Below are 19,965 nucleotides of genomic sequence, written 5' to 3'. Positions count from 1 at the left end.
GCCTTTTGCATCGTGCAACAGGTGCCGAAGATTACAGAACGTCTACCGCGTTCAGATCTTTGAAGGCCTGCTCCAGACGCGTCACCATGCTGGTCTGCGCTGCGCGCAGCCATACGCGTGGATCGTAGTATTTCTTGTTCGGCTGATCGGCGCCTTTCGGGTTGCCCAGCTGGCCCTGCAGGTAAGCTTCGTTCGCTTTGTAGTACTGCAGGATGCCGTCCCAGGTCGCCCATTGGGTGTCGGTGTCGATGTTCATCTTGATCACGCCGTAACCCACAGACTCTTTGATCTCTGCGTCGGTAGAACCGGAACCGCCGTGGAACACGAAGTTCAGGCTGTTGTGCGGCAGGTTGAATTTCTTGGACACGTAGTCCTGAGAATCACGCAGGATGGTCGGGGTCAGCTTGACGTTGCCTGGCTTGTACACGCCGTGTACGTTACCGAAGGAGGCAGCGATGGTGAAGCGCGGGCTGATGGCGTTCAGTTTTTCGTACGCGTAAGCCACGTCTTCCGGCTGGGTGTACAGAGCGGATGCGTCCATATGACTGTTGTCCACGCCATCTTCTTCACCGCCGGTGCAGCCCAGTTCGATTTCCAGCGTCATGCCGATTTTGGCCATGCGCTTCAGGTAGGCGCTGCAGATCTCGATGTTTTCTTCCAGAGATTCTTCAGACAGATCGATCATGTGGGAAGAGAACAGCGGTTTGCCGGTAGCGGCGAAGTGCTTCTCGCCGGCGTCCAGCAGGCCGTCCAGCCATGGCAGCAGTTTCTTCGCGCAGTGGTCGGTGTGCAGGATCACCGGCACGCCGTAGTGTTCAGCCATCTGGTGAACGTGGTGTGCGCCAGAGATGGCGCCCAGAATCGCTGCGCCCTGAGGCACATCGGTCTTCACGCCTTTGCCGGCGATGAACGCGGCGCCGCCGTTGGAGAACTGAACGATGACCGGCGCGCGCACTTTAGCCGCGGCTTCCAGCACTGCGTTGATGGAGTCGGTACCCACGCAGTTTACCGCTGGCAGCGCAAAGTTGTTCTCTTTAGCAACTGCGAAGACTTTCTGAACGTCATCACCCGTGATGACACCCGGTTTTACGAAATCAAAAATTTTAGACATGTTACTTTGTCCTGTTTCGTCGGCCGTAGATGGATGTAAATCGATGTTTTCACGCCGCGCAGCATTAGCCGCGCGGTATAAAACAAACGGGCGGCTTTCGCCTCCCGTTGTCTGAATTACTGCTTAGCGCGCTCTTCCAGCATCACGACTGCAGGCAGCGGTTTCCCTTCAACGAATTCCAGGAATGCGCCACCGCCGGTGGAGATGTAGGAAATTTTGTCAGCGATACCGAACAGATCGATGGCTGCCAGAGTGTCGCCGCCGCCAGCGATAGAGAAAGCGTCGCTATCGGCGATCGCGCGGGCGACAATTTCGGTGCCCTTACGGAAGTTAGGGAACTCGAATACGCCAACCGGGCCATTCCACAGAATGGTCTTGGCGTTCTTCAGGATAACGGCCAGACGCTCGGCAGAGACGTCGCCCATATCCAGAATTTGCTCGTTGTCCTGGATCTCGTTGGCCTGCTTCACGGTTGCGGTCGCGGTTTCGGAGAACTCGGTCGCGACGCGCACGTCGGTCGGAACCGGGATGTCGCAGGTTTCCAGCAGTTTCTGCGCGTTCGGGATCAGGTCAGGTTCGTACAGGGACTGGCCCACGTTGTTGCCCTGCGCCGCCACGAAGGTGTTGGCGATGCCGCCGCCGACGATCAGCTGATCGGCGATTTTGGACAGGGAATCCAGCACGGTCAGTTTGGTGGACACTTTAGAACCGCCCACGATGGCGACCATCGGACGGGCCGGGTTGCCCAGGGCCTTGCCCAGCGCTTCCAGCTCGGCGGACAGCAGCGGGCCGGCACAGGCGACAGGCGCGAACTTGCCCACGCCGTGGGTGGAAGCCTGCGCGCGGTGCGCGGTGCCGAACGCGTCCATCACGTACACGTCGCACAGCGCCGCGTATTTCTTGGACAGGGTTTCGTCGTCTTTCTTCTCGCCCTTGTTGAAACGGACGTTTTCCAGCACCACCAGTTCGCCTTCAGCGACGTCGACGCCATCCAGATAATCCTTCGCCAGACGCACTGGGGATTTCAGGTGATCTTTCAGGTAGTTGACCACAGGCAGCAGGGAGAATTCTTCGTTGTACTCGCCTTCGGTAGGACGACCCAGGTGGGAGGTCACCATCACGCGGGCGCCTTGCTTCAGCGCAGCTTCGATAGTCGGCAGGGAAGCGCGGATACGCGCGTCGGAAGTCACTTTACCGTCTTTTACCGGCACGTTCAGATCGGAGCGGATCAGTACGCGTTTACCCGCCAGATCCAGATCGGTCATCTTAATTACAGACATGGTGAACCCTCTTTATTGAATCTCTATAAAATTGCCTGAGCAGCGCGCCTGTCACGCCGGCGCCGCCGTACTAGAAACCGCTGGCGGCCATTGCCCGTGTGGTATCCAACATCCGATTGGCAAAGCCCCATTCATTGTCGCACCAGACCAAGGTCTTTATCAGGTGCTGCCCGCTGACCCGGGTCTGCGTACCGTCGACGATAGCGCTGTGCGGGTCATGGTTAAAATCGATCGAGACCAATGGTAATTCCGTGTAGTCAACTATACCACGAAATGATTCCCGTGCGGCCTTTTGCAACAGCTGGTTGACCTCTGCCACCTTCACCGCGGCGCTCACGCTGACGCTAAGATCGATAGCCGTCACGTTGATGGTCGGCACGCGCACCGAGATAGCCTCGAAGCGATCGCAAAACTGCGGGAAGATACGGGTGATGCCCGCGGCCAGCTTGGTGTCGACCGGAATGATCGACTGGCTCGCCGCGCGGGTGCGCCGCAAATCCGCGTGATACGCGTCGATCACCGGCTGATCGTTCATCGCCGAGTGAATGGTGGTCACGGTGCCGGATTCGATGCTGTAGGCGTCGTCCAGCAGCTTGATCACCGGAATAATGCAGTTGGTGGTGCACGAGGCGTTGGACACGATGCGATGTTCCGCCAGCAGCGTCTGATGGTTGACGCCGAACACGATGGTGGCGTCCAGATCGTTGCCGCCCGGATGGGCGAACAGCACTTTCTTCGCCCCCGCCGCCAGATGGGCTTCGCCATCCGCCCGGCTGCCGTACACGCCGCTGCAGTCCAGCACCACATCGACGCCCAGCTCGCCCCAGGGCAACTGCTCCACCGCCGGCTGATGCAACAGGCGAATCGCGTCGTCCCCGACGCTCAGCGTGTCGCACTCTTGCCGCACATCCCAGGCGAAGCGACCGTGGCTGGAATCGTACTTCAGCAGATGGGCCATGCCCTCGGCATTCGCCAGCTCGTTGATCGCCACCACGGAGATTTCCGCCCGTCGTCCCGATTCGTACAGTGCGCGCAATACGCTGCGGCCGATGCGGCCAAAGCCGTTTATCGCTATGCGGATGGTCATGCTGCTCCTGAAAAAGGGCCGTCCCCGCCGGGCTGACTCACCGGCGCCGGGCCGGCGCTGACTGGTTGTCTCACTAACCCGCATAGAGTAGTGGATCGCACCGCCCGCTGTGAATCGCCGCGTTTGCATTATTCCCGCGCTTCAGCGGCTTTTCGCCGCCGTCACATCGGCATTTCTGTCGAAGAGTGCTTCAACTGAAACGCTTCAGCTGAGCATAAACCAAAGTTTTGGCAAAAGGAACAGGTGCAACAGTTCCACAAGTAACGGAGGGGAGTTTTACGAGCATAAGATGATCTGGCGCACATTTTTGGCCTCAAGGCCGCGGCGGATTTTCACTCGCCGCCCCCGTTTCGCCATAGTGCTCACGGAAATAGTCGCGCAAAAATTCGACCGTCACCCGCACTTTCGCCGACGTTGCCAGCCGGGAAACGTACACCGCCCAGATGTTGGCCGGCTGAAAATACTCCGGCAGAATGTGCACCAACCTGCCGCTGTCGATGTTCTCTTTCACGTCCCAGGCGGAACGCAGCGCAACGCCCTGCCCGTCCAGGCACCACTGGTGCACGATTTCGCCGTGGTTCGACGCCAGCGCCCCCGTCACCTTCACCGTCTCTTCGCCGCCCGGCCCCTGCAGCCGCCACAGCCCGAACGGGTGATCGCGCTCCTTGATCACCAGGCAAGCGCGGCCCGCCAGCTCCGCCACGCTTTTCGGCACGCCGTGGCGCTGCAGATACGCCGGCGAAGCGCACAGGATGCGCTGGTTGTCCGCCAGCTTGCGCGCGATCAGATTAGGGGCGATATCGTCGCCGATGCGGATATCCAGATCGAACCCTTCGCTGACCAGATCCACCAACCGATCGGACACGTCAAGCCGCAGCTCCAGCTGCGGATACTCCCGCGCCAGCGCCGACAGCGCCGGGGCCACGAAGCGCCGGCCGAAGCCGAAGCTGCTGACCACGCGCAGCATGCCCTGCGGCGCCTGACGCACCTCGGACAGCTCGTCCATCATCTGATCCACATCGTTGAGAATGCGCTGCGCCCATTCGTAGATGCGCTCGCCGTCCTCGGTGATCGCCACCCGCCGCGTGGTGCGGTGCAGCAGCGACACGTCCAGCGCCTTTTCCAGCAACGCGATGCGTTTGCTGATAAAGGCCGGCGACACGCCCAGCTCTTCGGCGGCGGCGGCAAACCCGGCGCGGCGCGCCACCAGCACGAACACCCGCAGGTCACTCAGGATCGGCATATTGTTCATGATTCGTGTTTTATGTTTCACCGTTTTCGAGATTGATTAACAGTTAGTCAATTATAGGATAACAGTGTTGTCAATCTCCCCTACCTACAAATGAGACCTCTGTATGAGCAAAAATTACAAGATTGCCGCTATCCCCGGGGACGGTATCGGGCGGGAAGTGTTGCCGGAAGGCATACGGGTATTGCAGGCGGCGGCGGCGCGCTGGGATCTGTCGCTGGAATTCAACACCTTCGAGTGGGCCAGCTGCGACTACTACCAGCACCACGGCCAGATGATGCCTGACGATTGGTTTGAGCAGCTCAAGGGCTTCGACGCCATCTATTTCGGCGCCGTCGGCTGGCCGGATACGGTGCCCGATCACATTTCGCTGTGGGGTTCGCTGCTGAAATTCCGCCGCGACTTCGAGCAGTACGTCAACCTGCGCCCGGTGCGGCTGTTTCCCGGCGTGCCCTGCCCGCTGGCGAACAAACAGCCGGGCGACATCGATTTCTACGTGGTGCGCGAAAATACCGAAGGGGAATACTCCTCGCTCGGCGGGCGGATGTTCGAAGGCACCGAACGCGAGATGGTGATCCAGGAATCGGTCTTCACCCGTCAGGGCGTGGACCGCATTCTGAAATACGCCTTCGAGCTGGCGCAGCAGCGCCCGCGCAAACGCCTGACCGCCGCCACCAAGTCCAACGGCATGGCCATCAGCATGCCGTACTGGGATGAGCGCGTGGCGGAGATGGCGCGCCAGTACCCCGATATCGCCTGGGACAAACAGCACATCGATATTCTGTGCGCGCGCTTCGTGCTGAACCCCGAACGCTTCGACGTGGTGGTGGCCTCCAACCTGTTCGGCGATATTTTGTCGGATCTCGGCCCGGCCTGCACCGGCACCATCGGCATTGCGCCGTCGGCCAACCTGAACCCGGAGCGCAACTTCCCGTCGCTGTTCGAACCGGTACACGGCTCGGCGCCGGACATTTTCGGCAAGAACATCGCCAACCCGATCGCCATGATCTGGAGCGGCGCGATGATGCTGGATTTCCTCGGCGACGGCGATGCCCGTTACCGCCAGGCGCACGACGGCATCCTGCAGGCGATCGAGCACATCATCGCCGACGGGCCGCGCACGCCGGACATGCGCGGCGATGCCTCCACCCAGCAAGTTGGCCAGGCGATCGCCGCCCTGCTGCAACGCTAAGCATCACCGGTTTTCCTGCGCAGGGCGCCCTTTCGCGCCCTGCTTTGCCACGTCCGTTTTTCCGCTTCGATCGCCGCCGCAAATCCGCTGAAAACCACCGCAGAAAGCACGCCAATACCCCGGCCAAGATCACAACAAATTGTTTACATACTGTGTTTTATCCTTTTACAGATGCCCCAATTGTGGCCCTCCTGTAATTTGTGCACACTCGAAAATGTTAATGAAGAGTAAATATTCTCGGCGGCGTTTTGCCGGGGCGTTTGCTCCTCGCGGTGTAACAAAACAAAGGGTTCAAACCAATAAGGCCCGGGCGCACCCTACGCTTCGCGCACCGGCCCACCACCGATAACAGGAGTTCACTCCCATGCAGAGCACCCCTAAAAAGGATGTCACGCTCATCGCCATCAGCCTGTGCAGTATTGCGCTGATCGCCATTTGCCTGATGCTCTTTCCGGCTCAATCCGCGCTTATCGCCAACACCATTTTCAACGGCGTCACCCGGCTGTTCGGTTCAACCATTCAAATCCTGGTGCTGATCGCCCTGCTGGTGGTGCTGTATCTGGCGTTGAGCAAATACGGCAACATCCGCCTCGGCGAAGGCAAACCGCAATACTCCACGCTGGCCTGGCTGTTCATGTTCATCTGCGCCGGCCTCGGCTCGTCCACCCTGTATTGGGGGGTAATGGAGTGGGCGTATTACTACCAGACGCCGGGGCTGAACATCGCGCCGCGCACCCCGAAGGCGCTGGAATACAGCATCAGCTACTCCTTCTTCCACTGGGGCCTGAGCGCCTGGGCAACCTATGCCCTCGCCTCGCTGATCATGGCCTACCACTTCCACGTGCGTAAGAACAAAGGGCTCAGCCTGTCGGGGATCATTTCCGCCATCACCGGCGTGCGCGCCAACGGCCCGATCGGGCGGATGGTGGATCTGATTTTCCTGGTCGCCACCGTCGGCGCCCTCACCATTTCGCTGGTGCTGACGGCTTCCACCTTTACTCGCGGGCTGACGGCGCTGACCGGCATCCCCGACAATTTCGTGGTGCAGGCGACGGTGATCCTGCTGGCGGCGGTGATTTTCTGCCTCAGCTCCTACATCGGCATCGACGGTGGCATGCAGCGCCTGAGCAAAATGGTCGGCTGGGGCGCTTTCGTCTTCGCCGGGTTGGTGCTGCTGGTCGGCCCCACCGAGTTCACCATCAACAACACCATCAACGCCATCGGCCTGACGGCGCAAAACTTCCTGCAGATGAGTCTGTTCACCGATCCGATGGGCGACGGCAGCTTCAGCCGCAGCTGGACGGTGTTCTACTGGCTGTGGTGGATCTCTTACACCCCGGGCGTGGCGATGTTCGTCACCCGCGTCTCGCGCGGCCGCAAGATTAAAGAGGTGATCTGGGCACTGTTGCTCGGCAGCACCCTCGGCTGCTGGTTCTTCTTCGGCTCGCTGGAAAGCTACGCCATGCACCAGTTCATCAGCGGGCAGCTCAACGTGCCGGAGATCCTCAGCACCCAGGGCGGCGAAACCGCCGTGCAGATGCTGCTGACGGCGCTGCCGCTCGGCAAGCTGTTCCTGGCTGCCTATCTGTTCATCATGATCATTTTCCTGGCCTCGCACATGGACGCGGTGGCCTACACCATGGCCGCCACCAGCACCCGCAACCTGCAGGAGGGGCAAGATCCCAGCCCGATGCTGCGCCTGTTCTGGTGCGTGGTGATCACCCTGATCCCGCTGTCGATCCTGTTCACCGGCGCCTCGCTGGACACCATGAAAACCACGGTGATCCTGACCGCGCTGCCGTTCCTGCTGGTGCTGCTGGTGAAAACCTACGGCTTTGCCCGCTGGCTGAAGCAGGACTACGCGGCCATTCCGGCTCACCTGATCGAAAGCAGCGCGCCGGCGCTGCCCGAGGTACTGCCCGAGGCGCCGCCGGCCGCCGAACTCTCCGCTCCATCGTCGTATCAACCGCGCCCTATGGCGAAATGACAATAAGAAAAGAGGAAGGTTAACTTATGAGCACTCTGATCCCTGAATTTACCTTACCGAAAGATTTCTGCGCCGACGCCCGCGAGGCTTACACCATTCCGGCCCGGTTCTATACCCACCAGGCGGCCTTCGAGCACGAAAAAGAGCAGGTGTTCGCCACCAGCTGGATTTGCGTGGCGCACCGCAGCGAGCTCGCCGAACCGAACGACTACATCACCCGCGAGATCATCGGTGAAAACATTCTGGTGGTGCGTGGCCGCGACAAAGTGCTGCGCGCCTTTTACAACGTCTGCCCACACCGCGGCCACCAGCTGCTGGCGGGCGACGGCCGGGCGAAAAACGTCATCACCTGCCCTTATCACGCCTGGGCGTTCAAGCTGGACGGCGAACTGGCACACGCGCGCAACTGCGAAAACGTGCAGAACTTCGATAAGGAAAACTCGCATCTGATGCCGGTGCGGGTCGAAGAGTATGCCGGGTTTATTTACGTCAATCTGGACTCGCAGGCCGGCACGGTGGAAGACCAGCTGCCGGGCCTCGGCGCCAAAGTGCGCGAAGCCTGCCCACAGGTCGACGATCTCAAGCTGGCGGCGCGCTTCGTCACCCGTACCCCGGCCAACTGGAAGAACATCGTCGACAACTATCTCGAGTGCTACCACTGCGGCCCGGCGCACCCCGGCTTCGCCGACTCGGTGCAGGTCGACCGCTACTGGCACACCCTGCACGGCAACTGGACGCTGCAGTTCGGCTACGCCCGCCCTTCCGAGCAGTCGTTCAAGTTTGAAGAGGGAAAAGAAGCCAGCTTCCACGGCATTTGGCTGTGGCCGTGCACCATGTTCAACATGCCGCCGCTGGAAGGCATGATGACGGTGATCTATGAATTCCCGGTCGATGCAGAAACCACCCTGCAGCACTACGACATCTACTTCACCAACGCCGATTTGAGCGACGAGCAGCTCAAACTGATCGACTGGTACCGCGACGTGTTCCGCCCGGAAGATTTGCGGCTGGTGGAGAGCGTGCAAAAAGGCCTCAAATCGCGCGGCTATCGCGGCCAGGGGCGCATCATGGCCGACGGCGCCGGCAGCGGCGTCAGCGAACACGGCATCGCCCACTTCCACAACCTGCTGGCGCAGGTTTATCAACCCTGATGCGACGGGGCCCACGGGCCCCCTCCCCCTGACTTGTGAGGTTCTTTGTGAATATTTCCGATCGGGCGCTATTCCGCCAACAGACCTACATCAACGGGCAATGGCGCGATGCCGACAACCAGGAAACCCTGCCGGTGAGCGATCCCGCCACCGGCCAACTCATCGGCAGCGTGCCCAACATGGCGACGGCCGAAACCCAGCGGGCGATCGACGCCGCCCAGCAGGCGCTGGAAGGCTGGCGCGCGCTGCCGGCACAGCAACGCGCCCAGCTGCTGCGCCGCTGGTTCGAACTGATGCTGGAACACCAGCAGGATCTGGCCAGCCTGATGACGCTGGAGCAAGGCAAGCCGCTGGCGGAGTCGTTGGGCGAGATCCGCTACGCCGCCTCCTTTATCGAATGGTTCGCCGAACAGGCCAAGCGCACCAATGGCGACATCATTCCCTCGCCGAGCGGTGATAAACGCCTGATGGTGCTGAAGCAGGGCATCGGCGTGTGCGCTGCGATCACGCCCTGGAACTTCCCGACGGCGATGATCACCCGCAAGGCCGCGCCGGCGCTGGCGGCCGGCTGCACGCTGGTGGTCAAACCCGCCAACGAAACCCCTTACTCGGCGCTGGCGATGGCCGAGCTGGCCGAGCGCGCCGGCATTCCCGCCGGGGTGTTCAACGTGGTGACCGGCAACTCGCAGGCGATCGGCGCCGAGCTGACCCGCCACCCGCAGGTGCGCAAGCTGAGCTTTACCGGCTCCACGCCGGTGGGCAGGCTGCTGATGCGCCAGAGCTCGGACACCATCAAGAAAGTGTCGCTGGAGCTGGGCGGCAACGCGCCGTTCATCGTGTTTGACGATGCGGACATCGATGCCGCAGTGGAAGGCGCGCTGATCGCCAAATACCGCAACGCCGGGCAGACCTGCGTTTGCGTCAATCGGTTCTATGTGCAGCGCGGCGTTTACCCACAGTTCGCCGAGAAGTTTGTCGCCCGCGTGGCGGCGCTACAGGTCGGCAACGGCTTCGAACCCGGCGTGCAGATCGGCCCGCTGATCAACCGCAAGGCGCGCGACAAGGTGCTGGAGCTGCTCGATGACGCGCTGAGCAAAGGCGCTCAGGTGCTGACCGGCGCCACGCCGCACGCGCTGGGCGGCAATTTCTTCACGCCGACGGTGCTGGGCGACGTGCAGCCCGGCTCGCTGCTGCTGGAAGAAGAGATCTTCGGCCCGGTCGCGCCGCTGGTGGTGTTCGATGACGAAGCCGAGGCGATCCGCCAGGCCAACGACACCATTTACGGCTTGGCCGCCTACTTCTACACCCGCGATGCGGCGCGCATCTGGCGCGTTTCGGAGCGGCTGGAGTACGGCATGGTCGGCATCAATACCGGCCTTATCTCCAACGAGGTAGCCCCGTTCGGCGGGGTGAAGCAGTCGGGTCTGGGGCGTGAAGGTTCCGAATACGGCATCGAAGACTATCTGGAGCTCAAATACCTGTGCCAGGCGGTATAACTTTTTCATGCGCGGGGACGCCCGCGCTTTGGAGCCAATGAATGACCAGCTATCAGATGCTTGATGTTCGCGTCGTCGACATCGAACCCGTCACCGCACAGGTCAAGCGCTTTACCCTGGCGGATCCGCAAGGCCGGCCGCTGCCCGCCTTCAGCGGCGGCAGCCACATCATCGTGCAAATGCAGGACGGCGAGCAGCGTTACAGCAATGCCTATTCGCTGCTGAGCTCACCGTTCGAGCTCGACCGTTACCAGATCGCCGTGCGCCGTGAGTCCCCTTCCAAAGGCGGTTCCGACTTCATGCACGATCGGCTGGCGATCGGCGATACGCTGACCATCAGCACCCCCAATAACCTGTTCGCGCTGGCGCCAGAGGCGCAGCATCACGTGCTGATCGCCGGCGGCATCGGCATCACGCCGTTTATGGCCCATCTGCACGAGCTGCAGCGCAGCGGGCAACGCTATCATCTGCACTACTGCTTCCACAGCGAGGAACACAACGCCTTCCAGCAGCAGCTGACGCAAGCGCCGTTCACCGACAACGTCAGTTGCCATGTCTCCAGCCTTAACGGCCGGTTGGATCTGGCGCGCACGCTGGCCGACGTGGAACCCGGTGCCCATATCTACGTCTGCGGCCCGGCGGCGCTGAACGAAGCGGTTTACCGGATCGCCGCCGAACTGGGCATCGCCCCCGGTCGCTTGCACAGCGAAGCCTTCGCCGCCGAAGACACGGCGGGCGGTGCCTTTACGCTGGTGCTGGCCCGCTCAGGTATTGAGCTTGAAGTGGCGGAAGACATGACCATCCTGCAGGCGCTGGAAAACAGCAAGGCGGCCAAGGTCGAGTGCCTGTGCCGCGAAGGCATTTGCGGCACCTGCGAAACCCGCATCGTCGAAGGGGAAGCCGATCACCGCGATCAGTATCTCAGTGACGAAGAGCGCGCGGCGCAGCAAACCCTGTTGATCTGCTGCTCGCGCGCCAAGGGCAACCGGCTGGTGCTGGATCTGTAAACGGAGCGCCCGCGCCTGCGGGCGTCCTGATTAGGCTTTCGGGAATATCCACAGATGCTCAGCCGGCAGGGAGAGCCGGCACAGCGCCTGATCGCGCGCCTCGTGGCCATAGGCGCGCACCACGAAATCCTCGGCCACGGTGCGGAACAGGTATTCCCAGCGATCGCCGAGGTACATGCTGGTCAACAGCGGCAGCTCAAGCTGGTTGCCCTGCGGATCTTCGCCCAACCGCACGCGCTCCACGCGGATCACCGCCGAGCCCTCCTGGCCAACCTGCACGCCTTCGCCCGCTTTGCCCCACAGCGCCCAGTCCTTGCCTTCGATGCGCGCCCGGTCGCCTTCCAGCGCCGCGATCTTGCCCGGCAAGCGGTTGTTGCTGCCCATGAACTCGGCGGTGAACAGCGTGGTGGGTGAACCGTACATCTCCTGCGGCGTACCCTGCTGTTCGATTTTGCCGTTATTGAGCAGCAGGATGCGATCGGAGATGGCCATCGCCTCGTTCTGATCGTGGGTCACCATCAGCGCCGACAGGCCGAGCTTGATGATCAACTCGCGCAGGAATACCCGCGCCTCTTCGCGCAGCTTGGCGTCAAGGTTGGACAGCGGCTCGTCCAGCAGGATCACCGGCGGGTTGTAGACCAGCGCACGCCCAATCGCCACGCGCTGCTGCTGGCCGCCGGAAAGCTGGTGCGGATGGCGCTTGGCCAGATGCCCCAACCCGAGCTGATCCAGCACCGCCTGCACCCGCTGGGTGATTTCCGCCGAGGCGATCTTACGCAGCTTCAGCGGGTAAGCGACGTTCTCAAACACCGTTTTATGCGGCCACAGCGCATAGGACTGAAACACCAGCCCCAGATTGCGCTCTTCGGCGGGAATTTCGCTGCGCGCGCTGCCGTTGTACACCGCATTATTGCCGATGACGATTCGGCCCTGGCTCGGTTTCTCCAGCCCGGCCACCGCCCGCAGCAGCGTGGTTTTGCCGCTGCCCGACGGGCCCAGCAGCGAGACCACTTCGCCCCGTTTCAGCTCCATCGACACCCCTTTCAGCACCGGGTTGTCGCCATAGGTCAAATGCAGATTCTCTACCGAAAGTTCAATCATGTAGTTTCACTCCAAAGCGCAAGGCGATCCCCAACCCCAGCACCACCAGCAGGATATTGATGAACGACAGCGCGGCGACGATATCGATAGCGCCCGCGGCCCACAGGGAAACCAGCATCGAGCCGATGGTTTCCGTGCCCGGAGACAGCAGATACACCCCGGTAGAATATTCGCGCTCAAAGATCAGGAACATCAGCAGCCAAGAGCCGATCAGGCCGTAGCGCGACAGCGGAATGGTGACGTGACGGGTGACCTGGCCGCGGCTGGCGCCGGCGCTGCGCGCCGCCTCCTCCAGCTCCGGCCCCACCTGCAGCAGCGTGGAAGAGATCAGCCGCAGGCCGTAAGCCATCCACACCACGGTGTACGCCAGCCAGACGCTGAAGATGGTGCTGCGCAGCGAACGCAGCCAGACAATCCAGTTAGCACGCAGCCACTCGGCCATCGGCAGCGCCGACAGCCAGCCCTCCTTGAGCGATTTGTCCAGCCACATCGGCAGGAACAGAAACACCCACAGGAATGCCAGGCCGGCCAGCAGCCCCGGCACCGCACGCGGCACCAGCACGCTGTAGTCGAGGAAGCGCGTGGCACCATCCGGCTTGCGGTGCATGGCGATGCCGATAAACAGGTAGCACGCCACCGCCAACGCCCCGCCGATCACCCCAATCGCCATTGAGTTGACGATGGCGCGCAGCAGGTTGGGCTGCGCCCAGATGGTGCGGAAGGTGTTGATCGACAGCTCGTCCCAAACAGACACGCCCACGCCCCAGTTGGAGATAAAGGCGCGCAGCACCACGCCGATCAGCGGCACGCCGATGGTGACGGTCAGCCAAAACACCACCACCGCGCCGGCCACCCAGCGCCATTTGCCCAGCGGCAGCGCACGGGCCTGCGAGGCTTTGCCCTTGACGGTGACGAAACGGTTGGCGGTGCGCATCAGCCGGCGCTGCAGCATCACCAGCGGAATGGTAATGCAGATCAGCACCACCGCCACCGCCGCCATCAGGTGGTAAGACGGCGTGCCCAGCTTGTTGGTCAACTGGTACAGGTAGGTCGCCAGCACCAGGTTGCCCTCTGGGTCCCCCAACACCAGCATCAGGCCGAACACTTCCAGCCCGAGGAAGAACAGCAGCACTCCGGCATACAGGATAGACGGCCGCACCATCGGCAGACTGACGGCGGTCATGACCTGCAGCGGCGTGGCGCCGGCGGTGCGCGCCGCTTCTTCAACGTCGGAGCCCACGCTGCGCAGCGCCGAGGAGATATACAGATACGCGTGGGGCACGTGCGTCAATCCGGCAATCACCACGATGCTGGCCATCGAATAGATATTCCACGGCACGAAGCCCAGCAGCGCCTCCGCCCACAGCGAGAAGAAGCCCACCGGCCCCGCCGCCACCACGTAGCCGAAGCCCAGCACCATCGGCGACACGAAGATCGGCACCAGAATCAGCGGCTCGATGATCCGCCGCCCCGGCAGATCGGTGCGCACCATCAGGAAGGCCAAAATCCCGCCGAGCGGGATGGCGATGATCACCAGCCCGAATGCCAGAATAAAGCCGCTCTTCAGCGCTTTGTAGAAATCCGGATCGGTAAAGATGAACTCGAAGGCCTCCAGGCTGAAGACCTTGGAGGGAGAGAAGAACGGTGCCGAGAGGAAGCTTTGAATGATGATAAACGACAGGGGGACATAGATAACCAGTGCGGTTATCAACACCACCAGGCCGCGCGGCAGGCTCTGCCACTTTCTGCGCCATGCTTGCATAAATGCTCCCTATGGTTGTAAACGCCGACCAAAGGGCGCGCGCCTCTAAGGCAGGCGCGCGTCCGAATGCAGTCCCTGTTATTTCGCCGCAGCGGCGCGCCATTGTTTGATGTAGTCGAGGCGTTTGGCCGGCTGCAGGTATTCCAGCAGGCTATCGTCGACCGGGATCGGCTTGAGCGCGTTGCCCAGCAGCTTGGTCATGCCGTCAATGTCGTTCTTGCCTTCGATGTCGTTGCGGATCGAGGGGATATCCGCCTGATTGGCGAGAATATTTTGCCCTTTTTCCGACAGCACGTAGTCGAACCACAGCTTGGCGGCGTTAGGGTTGCCGGCCTCTTTGCTGATGAAGCTCACGCGCGACAGCACCAGGGTATAGTCTTTCGGATAGACGATGCCGAGCGACGGATCGCTCTTGGCGCGGGCCTCGGCGTACGAACCGAGGATATTGAAGCCGATCAGGTTTTCACCGGAGGAGACGCGTTCCATCATGGTGCCGGTGGAGGATTGTACCGCCAGCCCGCCCTTGGCCACGTCGGCCAGCGTTTTGAAGTAGTTAGGATCGGCCTTGAAGTCCTGCACCGACAGCATGAAGCCGACGCCGGATTTTTCGATGTCGTACGTGGTGACTTTCTTCTTGAATTTGTCCGTCTGGCCGGCGATCAGTTTAGCCAGCGCCGCGTGCGAATCCGGCACATCGCCTTGCGGGATCAGGCGTTTGTTATAGATAAACACCACCGGCTCATAGGTGGTGCCATACACCTTATCTTGCCATACCGCCCATTTCGGCAGCTGAGCCTGCTCGGGGGAGGCGTATTCCTGTGCGTAATCGCCCGCCAGTTTCAAAATGGTGTCCATCGACGAGCTCCACACCACGTCGCCGCTGGTGCCGCCGGCCGCCTGCTCGCTGATGAAGCGGTTATACAGTTCGGTACTGTTCATGTCGTTGTATTCCACCTTAATGCCCGGATACAACGCCTCGAACCCCTGGATCAGCGGCGCCGCCGCCTTGGTGTCGGTGGTCGAGTAAATCACCACCTTGCCTTCTTTCTTCGCGCCGTCGACCCGTTTCTGATAGTCGGCGGGGTAGCCCGCCGGGAAGGCCGCATAGGCGGAAACGGAGCCCAGTAAGGTGATTGCAGCTACGGTAGCGCTGATTTTTTTCATCATCATCCATCCCCTGATCACATTTAATAAACCAAAAATTAACATATAGTTAATAAGTGTGACGAGGCAACGCCGTTGCTTTGTTATCTTTCCGTTTTGTGAGGTTGGCCATTTTTCAGCCAATAAAAAAGCCCGGCAGCGCGGGCTTTACGGCACTTCTTATTGCAGACTATTCGGCCAAGCGAGAGCGCCGCAGCAGGCGAATTCGCTGTACGATGGCGACTCCCAGCAGCGTCAGCACAAATCCTGCCAGCTGCAGCAGCGACAGCGCCTCGTCAAACAGCACGTACGCCTGCAGTGCCGCCGCCGGCGGCACCAGCAGCATCAGCGCGGTAATGCGAGTCAAATCGCCGTGGCGCACCATCCAGATAAACAGCGCGGTGCCGCCCAGCGACAACACGCCGGCCGACCACAGCAGCGAGAACCACAGCGTCGGCGAATTGTCCCAGGCGCCAGAGCCCATCACGGCCGCCAGCACGCCGGTTACGATCGCGGCGCCGAGGTGCTGAATGGCGCCTGCCGCCCGCAGATCGGCCGCCGCCAGCGAAGACTTCTGCACCATGATGCCGATCGTCAGCGCGACGATGCTGCCAAACCCCATCAGAATCGGCAACAGCGCCATATTGCCGACGTCGATACCGGTCAGCCGAGGGGAGAGCACCAGCGCAACACCGATAAAACCAACCGCCAGCCCAGCCCAGGAACGCAATCCTATCGATTTGCGCAGCACCAGCGCGAAAATCAGCGCGGTGAACAGCGGCTGCAATCCGCCAATGAGCGACATCACCCCGGCCGCCAGGCCGTTCGCCACCGCCCACCAGCTTGCGGCGAGATAAACGCCGTTCATCAGCATGCCGGTCAGAAGGTGCATCACGAACTGTCGCCCCTTGGGCCAGGCGCAATGCAGCGCCAGCAGGGCGAATACCGCAGCGGCGATCAAAAAGCGCAAAGTCAGGAAAAGGTTGGGATCGGCATGATCCGCCACCGCCCGCGCGGCAATAAAACCGGTCGACCAAATTAATATCAGGAAAAACGGCGCGATAAATGCCTTTCGCCGATCGCGTTTTTCGCGCTGGGTTATTTCCATATCACTACCTGAAAAATGCGGCTGATGAGTTAATGCGGAACATACTAACCAATTTAACACCGGCTTAACAGCACCGACACCGCCCCCCCAAGCCTGCGTAATGAACACACTTGCGGGAAATCATGACGTTTCAATTTTATATAATTCACCAAGCTTATAATTAATCCCACCCCGTTACGACAATGTAAATTAATTGCTACATCCGGTATAACTATTCCCCTCCTGGCGGCGTTGTCGGAATAATTCCCCTTTGCTAGCCTTCCTGAAGCCACTTAATTAACTGGACTGACTTATGGCCGAAATCACTGATTTTATGAAACTGGATATGCGTATTGGCGAAATTATTTCCGTGGAATATAACGACAAGGCGTTAAAGCCCGCCTATAAGCTGCGCATTGATTTCGGAGAAGAAATTGGCATTAAAAACAGCTCGGCGCAATTATGCGAAAACTATCAGGAAGATGATCTGCTCGGCAAAAAAGTCATCTCCGTCGTTAATTTCCCCGCCAGGCGGGTTGCTGGATTTAAATCCGAAGTGCTGGTACTTGCCGCGGTCACCCGGGATCAAGGCACCGTCTTGCTGAAAACCGACTTCGCCGTGGAGATCGGCAGCAAGATTTTATAATCGCCACATCATTCGTGAGGCCCCCGAGAAATGCGACAGTTATCCCTGCTTGATGAAGTTAAGAAGGCGTATCAGGAACACCGTTCAGCCTTTATCCCCGGCGCCACCATGCAAGCGATCCTGCTGGCGCTGGGCGCGCGGCCGGAAGATTTCGCCAAGCTGCAGCAGGTCAGCGGCAATCTGGCGGACGATCCCACGCTGCCTTTCCGCAAGTCCAGAAACGGCCGCTTCTGTTTCGACTTCGATCGCGCCCAGATTGAGCGGCTGGAATTCCAGCCTTTCGTGCTCTCGGTCGAGGAAGACTTCATCCGTTACGATTCGGGCAAGGTGCGCCACTTCCGCGGCATCAACGACGATCTGCAGTTGAATACGGCATTCCAGGCGCTGATGAAATTCAAAGCCTACGTGATCGATGGCGTGAGCGTGACGCCGCGCGCCCGGCTTAATCAGGAGATCAACAAATTCGTCTGCACGGTGTTCAACCTGCGCACCGTCACCACGCCGCAGATGCTGGGCGAACCGGCGCTGGAAGGCGTGCACAGCGACGGCGTCGACCACACCATGACGACCTTCCTCGGCTGCGACAACATGACCGACGACAGCGCCAAGACCTTTATTCACGATATGCGCGAAACCAGCGGGATCAAATTTGATCGGGCCCGGCCGGAATGGATTTTGGGCGAAATACAGCATCGGCATTTCCTCGATACCCTGCTGATTGTCGATCATGAACGCAAACACAGCCTCTCACCGGTGGAAGCGCAGGACAAACGCCGGCATTCGACCCGCGATATGCTGATCTTTTTCACCCGCAAACCGGTCGAAGACGGCCACGTCTCTTTCGCGTATGACTCTTTCAAACCGCATATCGAAATCCCGCTGTCGATAGACATGGTGGCGCGCGCGAGCTAACGCGCAGCCGGGCCGGCCGCCATGATCCCTCTGTGCGGCCGGTTCACGCCAGGATAAACAGCGCTGGATTAATCAGGTTTTTCTCGCCGAATTATTATATCCTGCCGGACGAAAATTTTGCGGGCGCTCGCTGCCCTCTGCGCCTGCCCTCTGCAGTTATCCATTCCGCAGCAGGCCGTTTATTTCATGAATACAGGCAGTGCCATACCGTTATGACCAAGAATTTATCCCCGAAAGACATTATCGCCCTGGGCTTTATGACCTTCGCCCTGTTTGTCGGCGCCGGCAACATCATTTTCCCCCCGCTGGTGGGGCTGCAGTCCGGCGAACATCTGTGGCCGGCCGCCCTCGGGTTTATGGTGACCGCCGTCGCCTTGCCGGTGATCGCCGTGATCGCACTGGCGCGCGTCGGCGGCAGCATCAGCCTGCTGACCGGCCCCATCGGCCGCACCGCCGGCCTGCTGTTGGCGACCGTCTGCTATCTGGCGCTCGGCCCGCTGTTCGCCACGCCGCGAACCGCCAATGTCTCTTTCGCCCTCGGCATCGCGCCCTTCACCGGCGACGGCACCCTGCCGCAGTTCATCTACAGCCTGCTGTTCTTTACCCTGGCGATGATCGTCTCGCTGTATCCCGGCCGGTTGCTCGATAACGTCGGCCATATTCTGGCGCCGCTGAAAATCCTGGCGCTGGCCGCGCTCGGCATCGCCGCCCTGGTTTGGCCCGCCGGTGAACCGGTCTCCGCCGTCGGCAGCTATCAGGCATCGGCGTTTTCCACCGGCTTCGTGCAGGGTTATCAAACCATGGACACGCTGTCGGCGCTGATGTTTGGCTCGATTATCGTCACCGCCGCCCGCTCGCGCGGCGTCAGCGACAGCGGCCTGCTGCTGCGCTACACCCTGTGGGCCAGCCTGATCGCCGGCGTCGGCCTGACGCTGGTCTATATCTGCATGTTCAAACTCGGCGCCGGCAGCGGCAGCCTGGTCGAGAGTGGCGCTCAGGATGGCGCGGCAATCCTGCACGCTTATGTGCAACACACCTTCGGCGATCTGGGCAGCGTCTTTATGGCAGTGCTGATGTTCATCGCCTGCCTGGTGACGGCGGTCGGCATGACCTGCGCCTGCGCGGACTTCTTCTCTCGCTACCTGCCGCTCTCTTACCGCACGCTGGTGGTTATCCTCGCCCTCTTCGCCATGCTGGTCTCCAACATGGGGCTGGCCAACCTGATCCGCGTCTCGCTACCGGTGCTGACGGCGATCTATCCGCCCTGCATCGCGCTGGTGTTGCTCAGCTTCAGCCAGAACCGCTGGCGCAGCGCCAAGCGCGTCTTCGCGCCGGTGATCGCCACCAGCCTGGTGTTTGGCCTCGCCGACGGCCTGAAAGCCTCCAGCTTCAGCGGCCTGCTGCCCGCCTGGTTCGATAAGCTGCCGCTGGCCGAACAGGGGCTGGTCTGGCTGCAGCCTACGCTGCTGGTGCTGTTGCTGGCGGCGGCTTATGACCGGTTGCGCAGCGTCGAAAGCGCCAACGTCGCGTCGTAAGCACGGGTCACGCCCATAAAAAAAGCCGGTCACGATGACCGGCTTTTTTATCGGCTTGCGCCAGGCCGCTTACTTCAGCAGCGCCTGCGCCTTGGCCACCACGTTGTCCACGGTGAAGCCGAACTCGGCGAACAGCTGCTCCGCCGGCGCCGACTCACCGAAGGTGGTCATGCCCACGATGGCGCCGTTCAGGCCCACGTACTTGTACCAGTAGTCCGC

17 protein-coding genes are annotated in these 19,965 nt (G+C 61.0%); 8 read left to right on the top strand and 9 right to left on the bottom strand.

From position 1 onward, the window contains the following. Nucleotides 1-31: 31 nt before the first annotated feature. The 4 genes from fbaA to QOL81_RS21340 form a co-directional block, all read right to left on the bottom strand. Nucleotides 32-1,111, bottom strand: coding sequence for a class II fructose-bisphosphate aldolase (fbaA, locus tag QOL81_RS21355; protein ID WP_025304179.1), 1,080 nt, complete (start codon nt 1,109-1,111; stop codon nt 32-34). 116 nt (nt 1,112-1,227) lie between these two features. After that, entirely contained in the window at nt 1,228-2,391 is a 1,164-nt protein-coding gene (gene pgk / locus QOL81_RS21350) for a phosphoglycerate kinase (protein WP_025160206.1), read from the bottom strand. A gap of 70 nt (nt 2,392-2,461) precedes the next feature. Next, nucleotides 2,462-3,478: an erythrose-4-phosphate dehydrogenase gene (gene epd / locus QOL81_RS21345; protein WP_004931582.1), complete on the bottom strand. Its 1,017-nt coding sequence runs from the start codon at nt 3,476-3,478 to the stop codon at nt 2,462-2,464. A 313-nt stretch (nt 3,479-3,791) separates the two neighbouring features. Continuing rightward, complete coding sequence (locus tag QOL81_RS21340; protein ID WP_274534220.1) at nt 3,792-4,751, bottom strand: LysR family transcriptional regulator; 960 nt, start codon at nt 4,749-4,751, stop codon at nt 3,792-3,794. Nucleotides 4,752-4,833: 82 nt separating this feature from the next. Here QOL81_RS21340 and QOL81_RS21335 point away from each other — a divergent pair, with 82 nt between their 5' ends. The 5 genes from QOL81_RS21335 (at nt 4,834) to QOL81_RS21315 (ending at nt 11,560) form a co-directional block, all read left to right on the top strand. Next, entirely contained in the window at nt 4,834-5,919 is a 1,086-nt protein-coding gene (locus QOL81_RS21335) for a tartrate dehydrogenase (RefSeq protein ID WP_060422746.1), read from the top strand. 364 nt (nt 5,920-6,283) lie between these two features. Further along, entirely contained in the window at nt 6,284-7,906 is a 1,623-nt protein-coding gene (locus QOL81_RS21330; protein WP_060422742.1) for a BCCT family transporter, read from the top strand. Between the two features lie 26 nt (nt 7,907-7,932). Continuing rightward, nucleotides 7,933-9,057, top strand: a complete 1,125-nt coding sequence (locus QOL81_RS21325) for an aromatic ring-hydroxylating oxygenase subunit alpha (protein WP_019455611.1) — start codon at nt 7,933-7,935, stop codon at nt 9,055-9,057. A gap of 47 nt (nt 9,058-9,104) precedes the next feature. Beyond that, nucleotides 9,105-10,553 (top strand): NAD-dependent succinate-semialdehyde dehydrogenase, encoded by a 1,449-nt coding sequence (locus QOL81_RS21320; RefSeq protein WP_283440020.1) that lies wholly within the window; start codon nt 9,105-9,107, stop codon nt 10,551-10,553. A gap of 41 nt (nt 10,554-10,594) precedes the next feature. Continuing rightward, on the top strand, nt 10,595-11,560 hold the full coding sequence (locus QOL81_RS21315; RefSeq protein WP_049235030.1) for a PDR/VanB family oxidoreductase: 966 nt from the start codon (nt 10,595-10,597) through the stop codon (nt 11,558-11,560). 30 nt (nt 11,561-11,590) lie between these two features. Here the strand turns inward: QOL81_RS21315 and QOL81_RS21310 are convergent, their stop codons facing one another. From QOL81_RS21310 to QOL81_RS21295, 4 genes are all read right to left on the bottom strand, one after another. Then, complete coding sequence (locus QOL81_RS21310; RefSeq protein WP_070913833.1) at nt 11,591-12,661, bottom strand: ABC transporter ATP-binding protein; 1,071 nt, start codon at nt 12,659-12,661, stop codon at nt 11,591-11,593. Beyond that, nucleotides 12,654-14,423 (bottom strand): ABC transporter permease, encoded by a 1,770-nt coding sequence (locus QOL81_RS21305; protein ID WP_060422728.1) that lies wholly within the window; start codon nt 14,421-14,423, stop codon nt 12,654-12,656. The genes QOL81_RS21310 and QOL81_RS21305 overlap by 8 nt, the downstream gene beginning before the upstream one ends. Before the next feature lie 78 nt (nt 14,424-14,501). After that, the gene (locus QOL81_RS21300; RefSeq protein ID WP_060441366.1) at nt 14,502-15,590 is read right to left on the bottom strand and encodes an ABC transporter substrate-binding protein; all 1,089 of its coding nucleotides are present in this window, start codon (nt 15,588-15,590) and stop codon (nt 14,502-14,504) included. Between the two features lie 166 nt (nt 15,591-15,756). Beyond that, nucleotides 15,757-16,674 carry a DMT family transporter gene (locus QOL81_RS21295; RefSeq protein WP_283440019.1) on the bottom strand — a complete coding sequence of 306 codons (918 nt, stop codon included), beginning with the start codon at nt 16,672-16,674 and terminating at the stop codon, nt 15,757-15,759. A gap of 292 nt (nt 16,675-16,966) precedes the next feature. Here QOL81_RS21295 and QOL81_RS21290 point away from each other — a divergent pair, with 292 nt between their 5' ends. The 3 genes from QOL81_RS21290 to brnQ all read left to right on the top strand — a co-directional run bounded on the left by QOL81_RS21290 (nt 16,967) and on the right by brnQ (nt 19,746). Beyond that, complete coding sequence (locus QOL81_RS21290; protein ID WP_283440018.1) at nt 16,967-17,299, top strand: tRNA-binding protein; 333 nt, start codon at nt 16,967-16,969, stop codon at nt 17,297-17,299. 30 nt (nt 17,300-17,329) lie between these two features. Then, a complete protein-coding gene (locus QOL81_RS21285; protein WP_038871106.1) occupies nt 17,330-18,211 on the top strand; it encodes a 2OG-Fe dioxygenase family protein in 882 nt (293 codons plus the stop codon). 212 nt (nt 18,212-18,423) lie between these two features. Further along, the gene (gene brnQ, locus QOL81_RS21280; RefSeq protein WP_203088649.1) at nt 18,424-19,746 is read left to right on the top strand and encodes a branched-chain amino acid transport system II carrier protein; all 1,323 of its coding nucleotides are present in this window, start codon (nt 18,424-18,426) and stop codon (nt 19,744-19,746) included. A gap of 69 nt (nt 19,747-19,815) precedes the next feature. Here brnQ and QOL81_RS21275 read toward each other — a convergent pair. Further along, nucleotides 19,816-19,965 (bottom strand): transketolase-like TK C-terminal-containing protein (locus tag QOL81_RS21275; RefSeq protein ID WP_419426544.1); only part of this gene is annotated, 150 nt, incomplete at its 5' end.

Source organism: Serratia sp. CC22-02 (assembly GCF_900182895.1).
GTDB classification, from domain to species: Bacteria; Pseudomonadota; Gammaproteobacteria; order Enterobacterales; family Enterobacteriaceae; genus Serratia; species Serratia nevei.
Note: the sequence above shows the minus strand (reverse complement) of the source record. Positions and strands in the feature narration are given on the sequence as shown.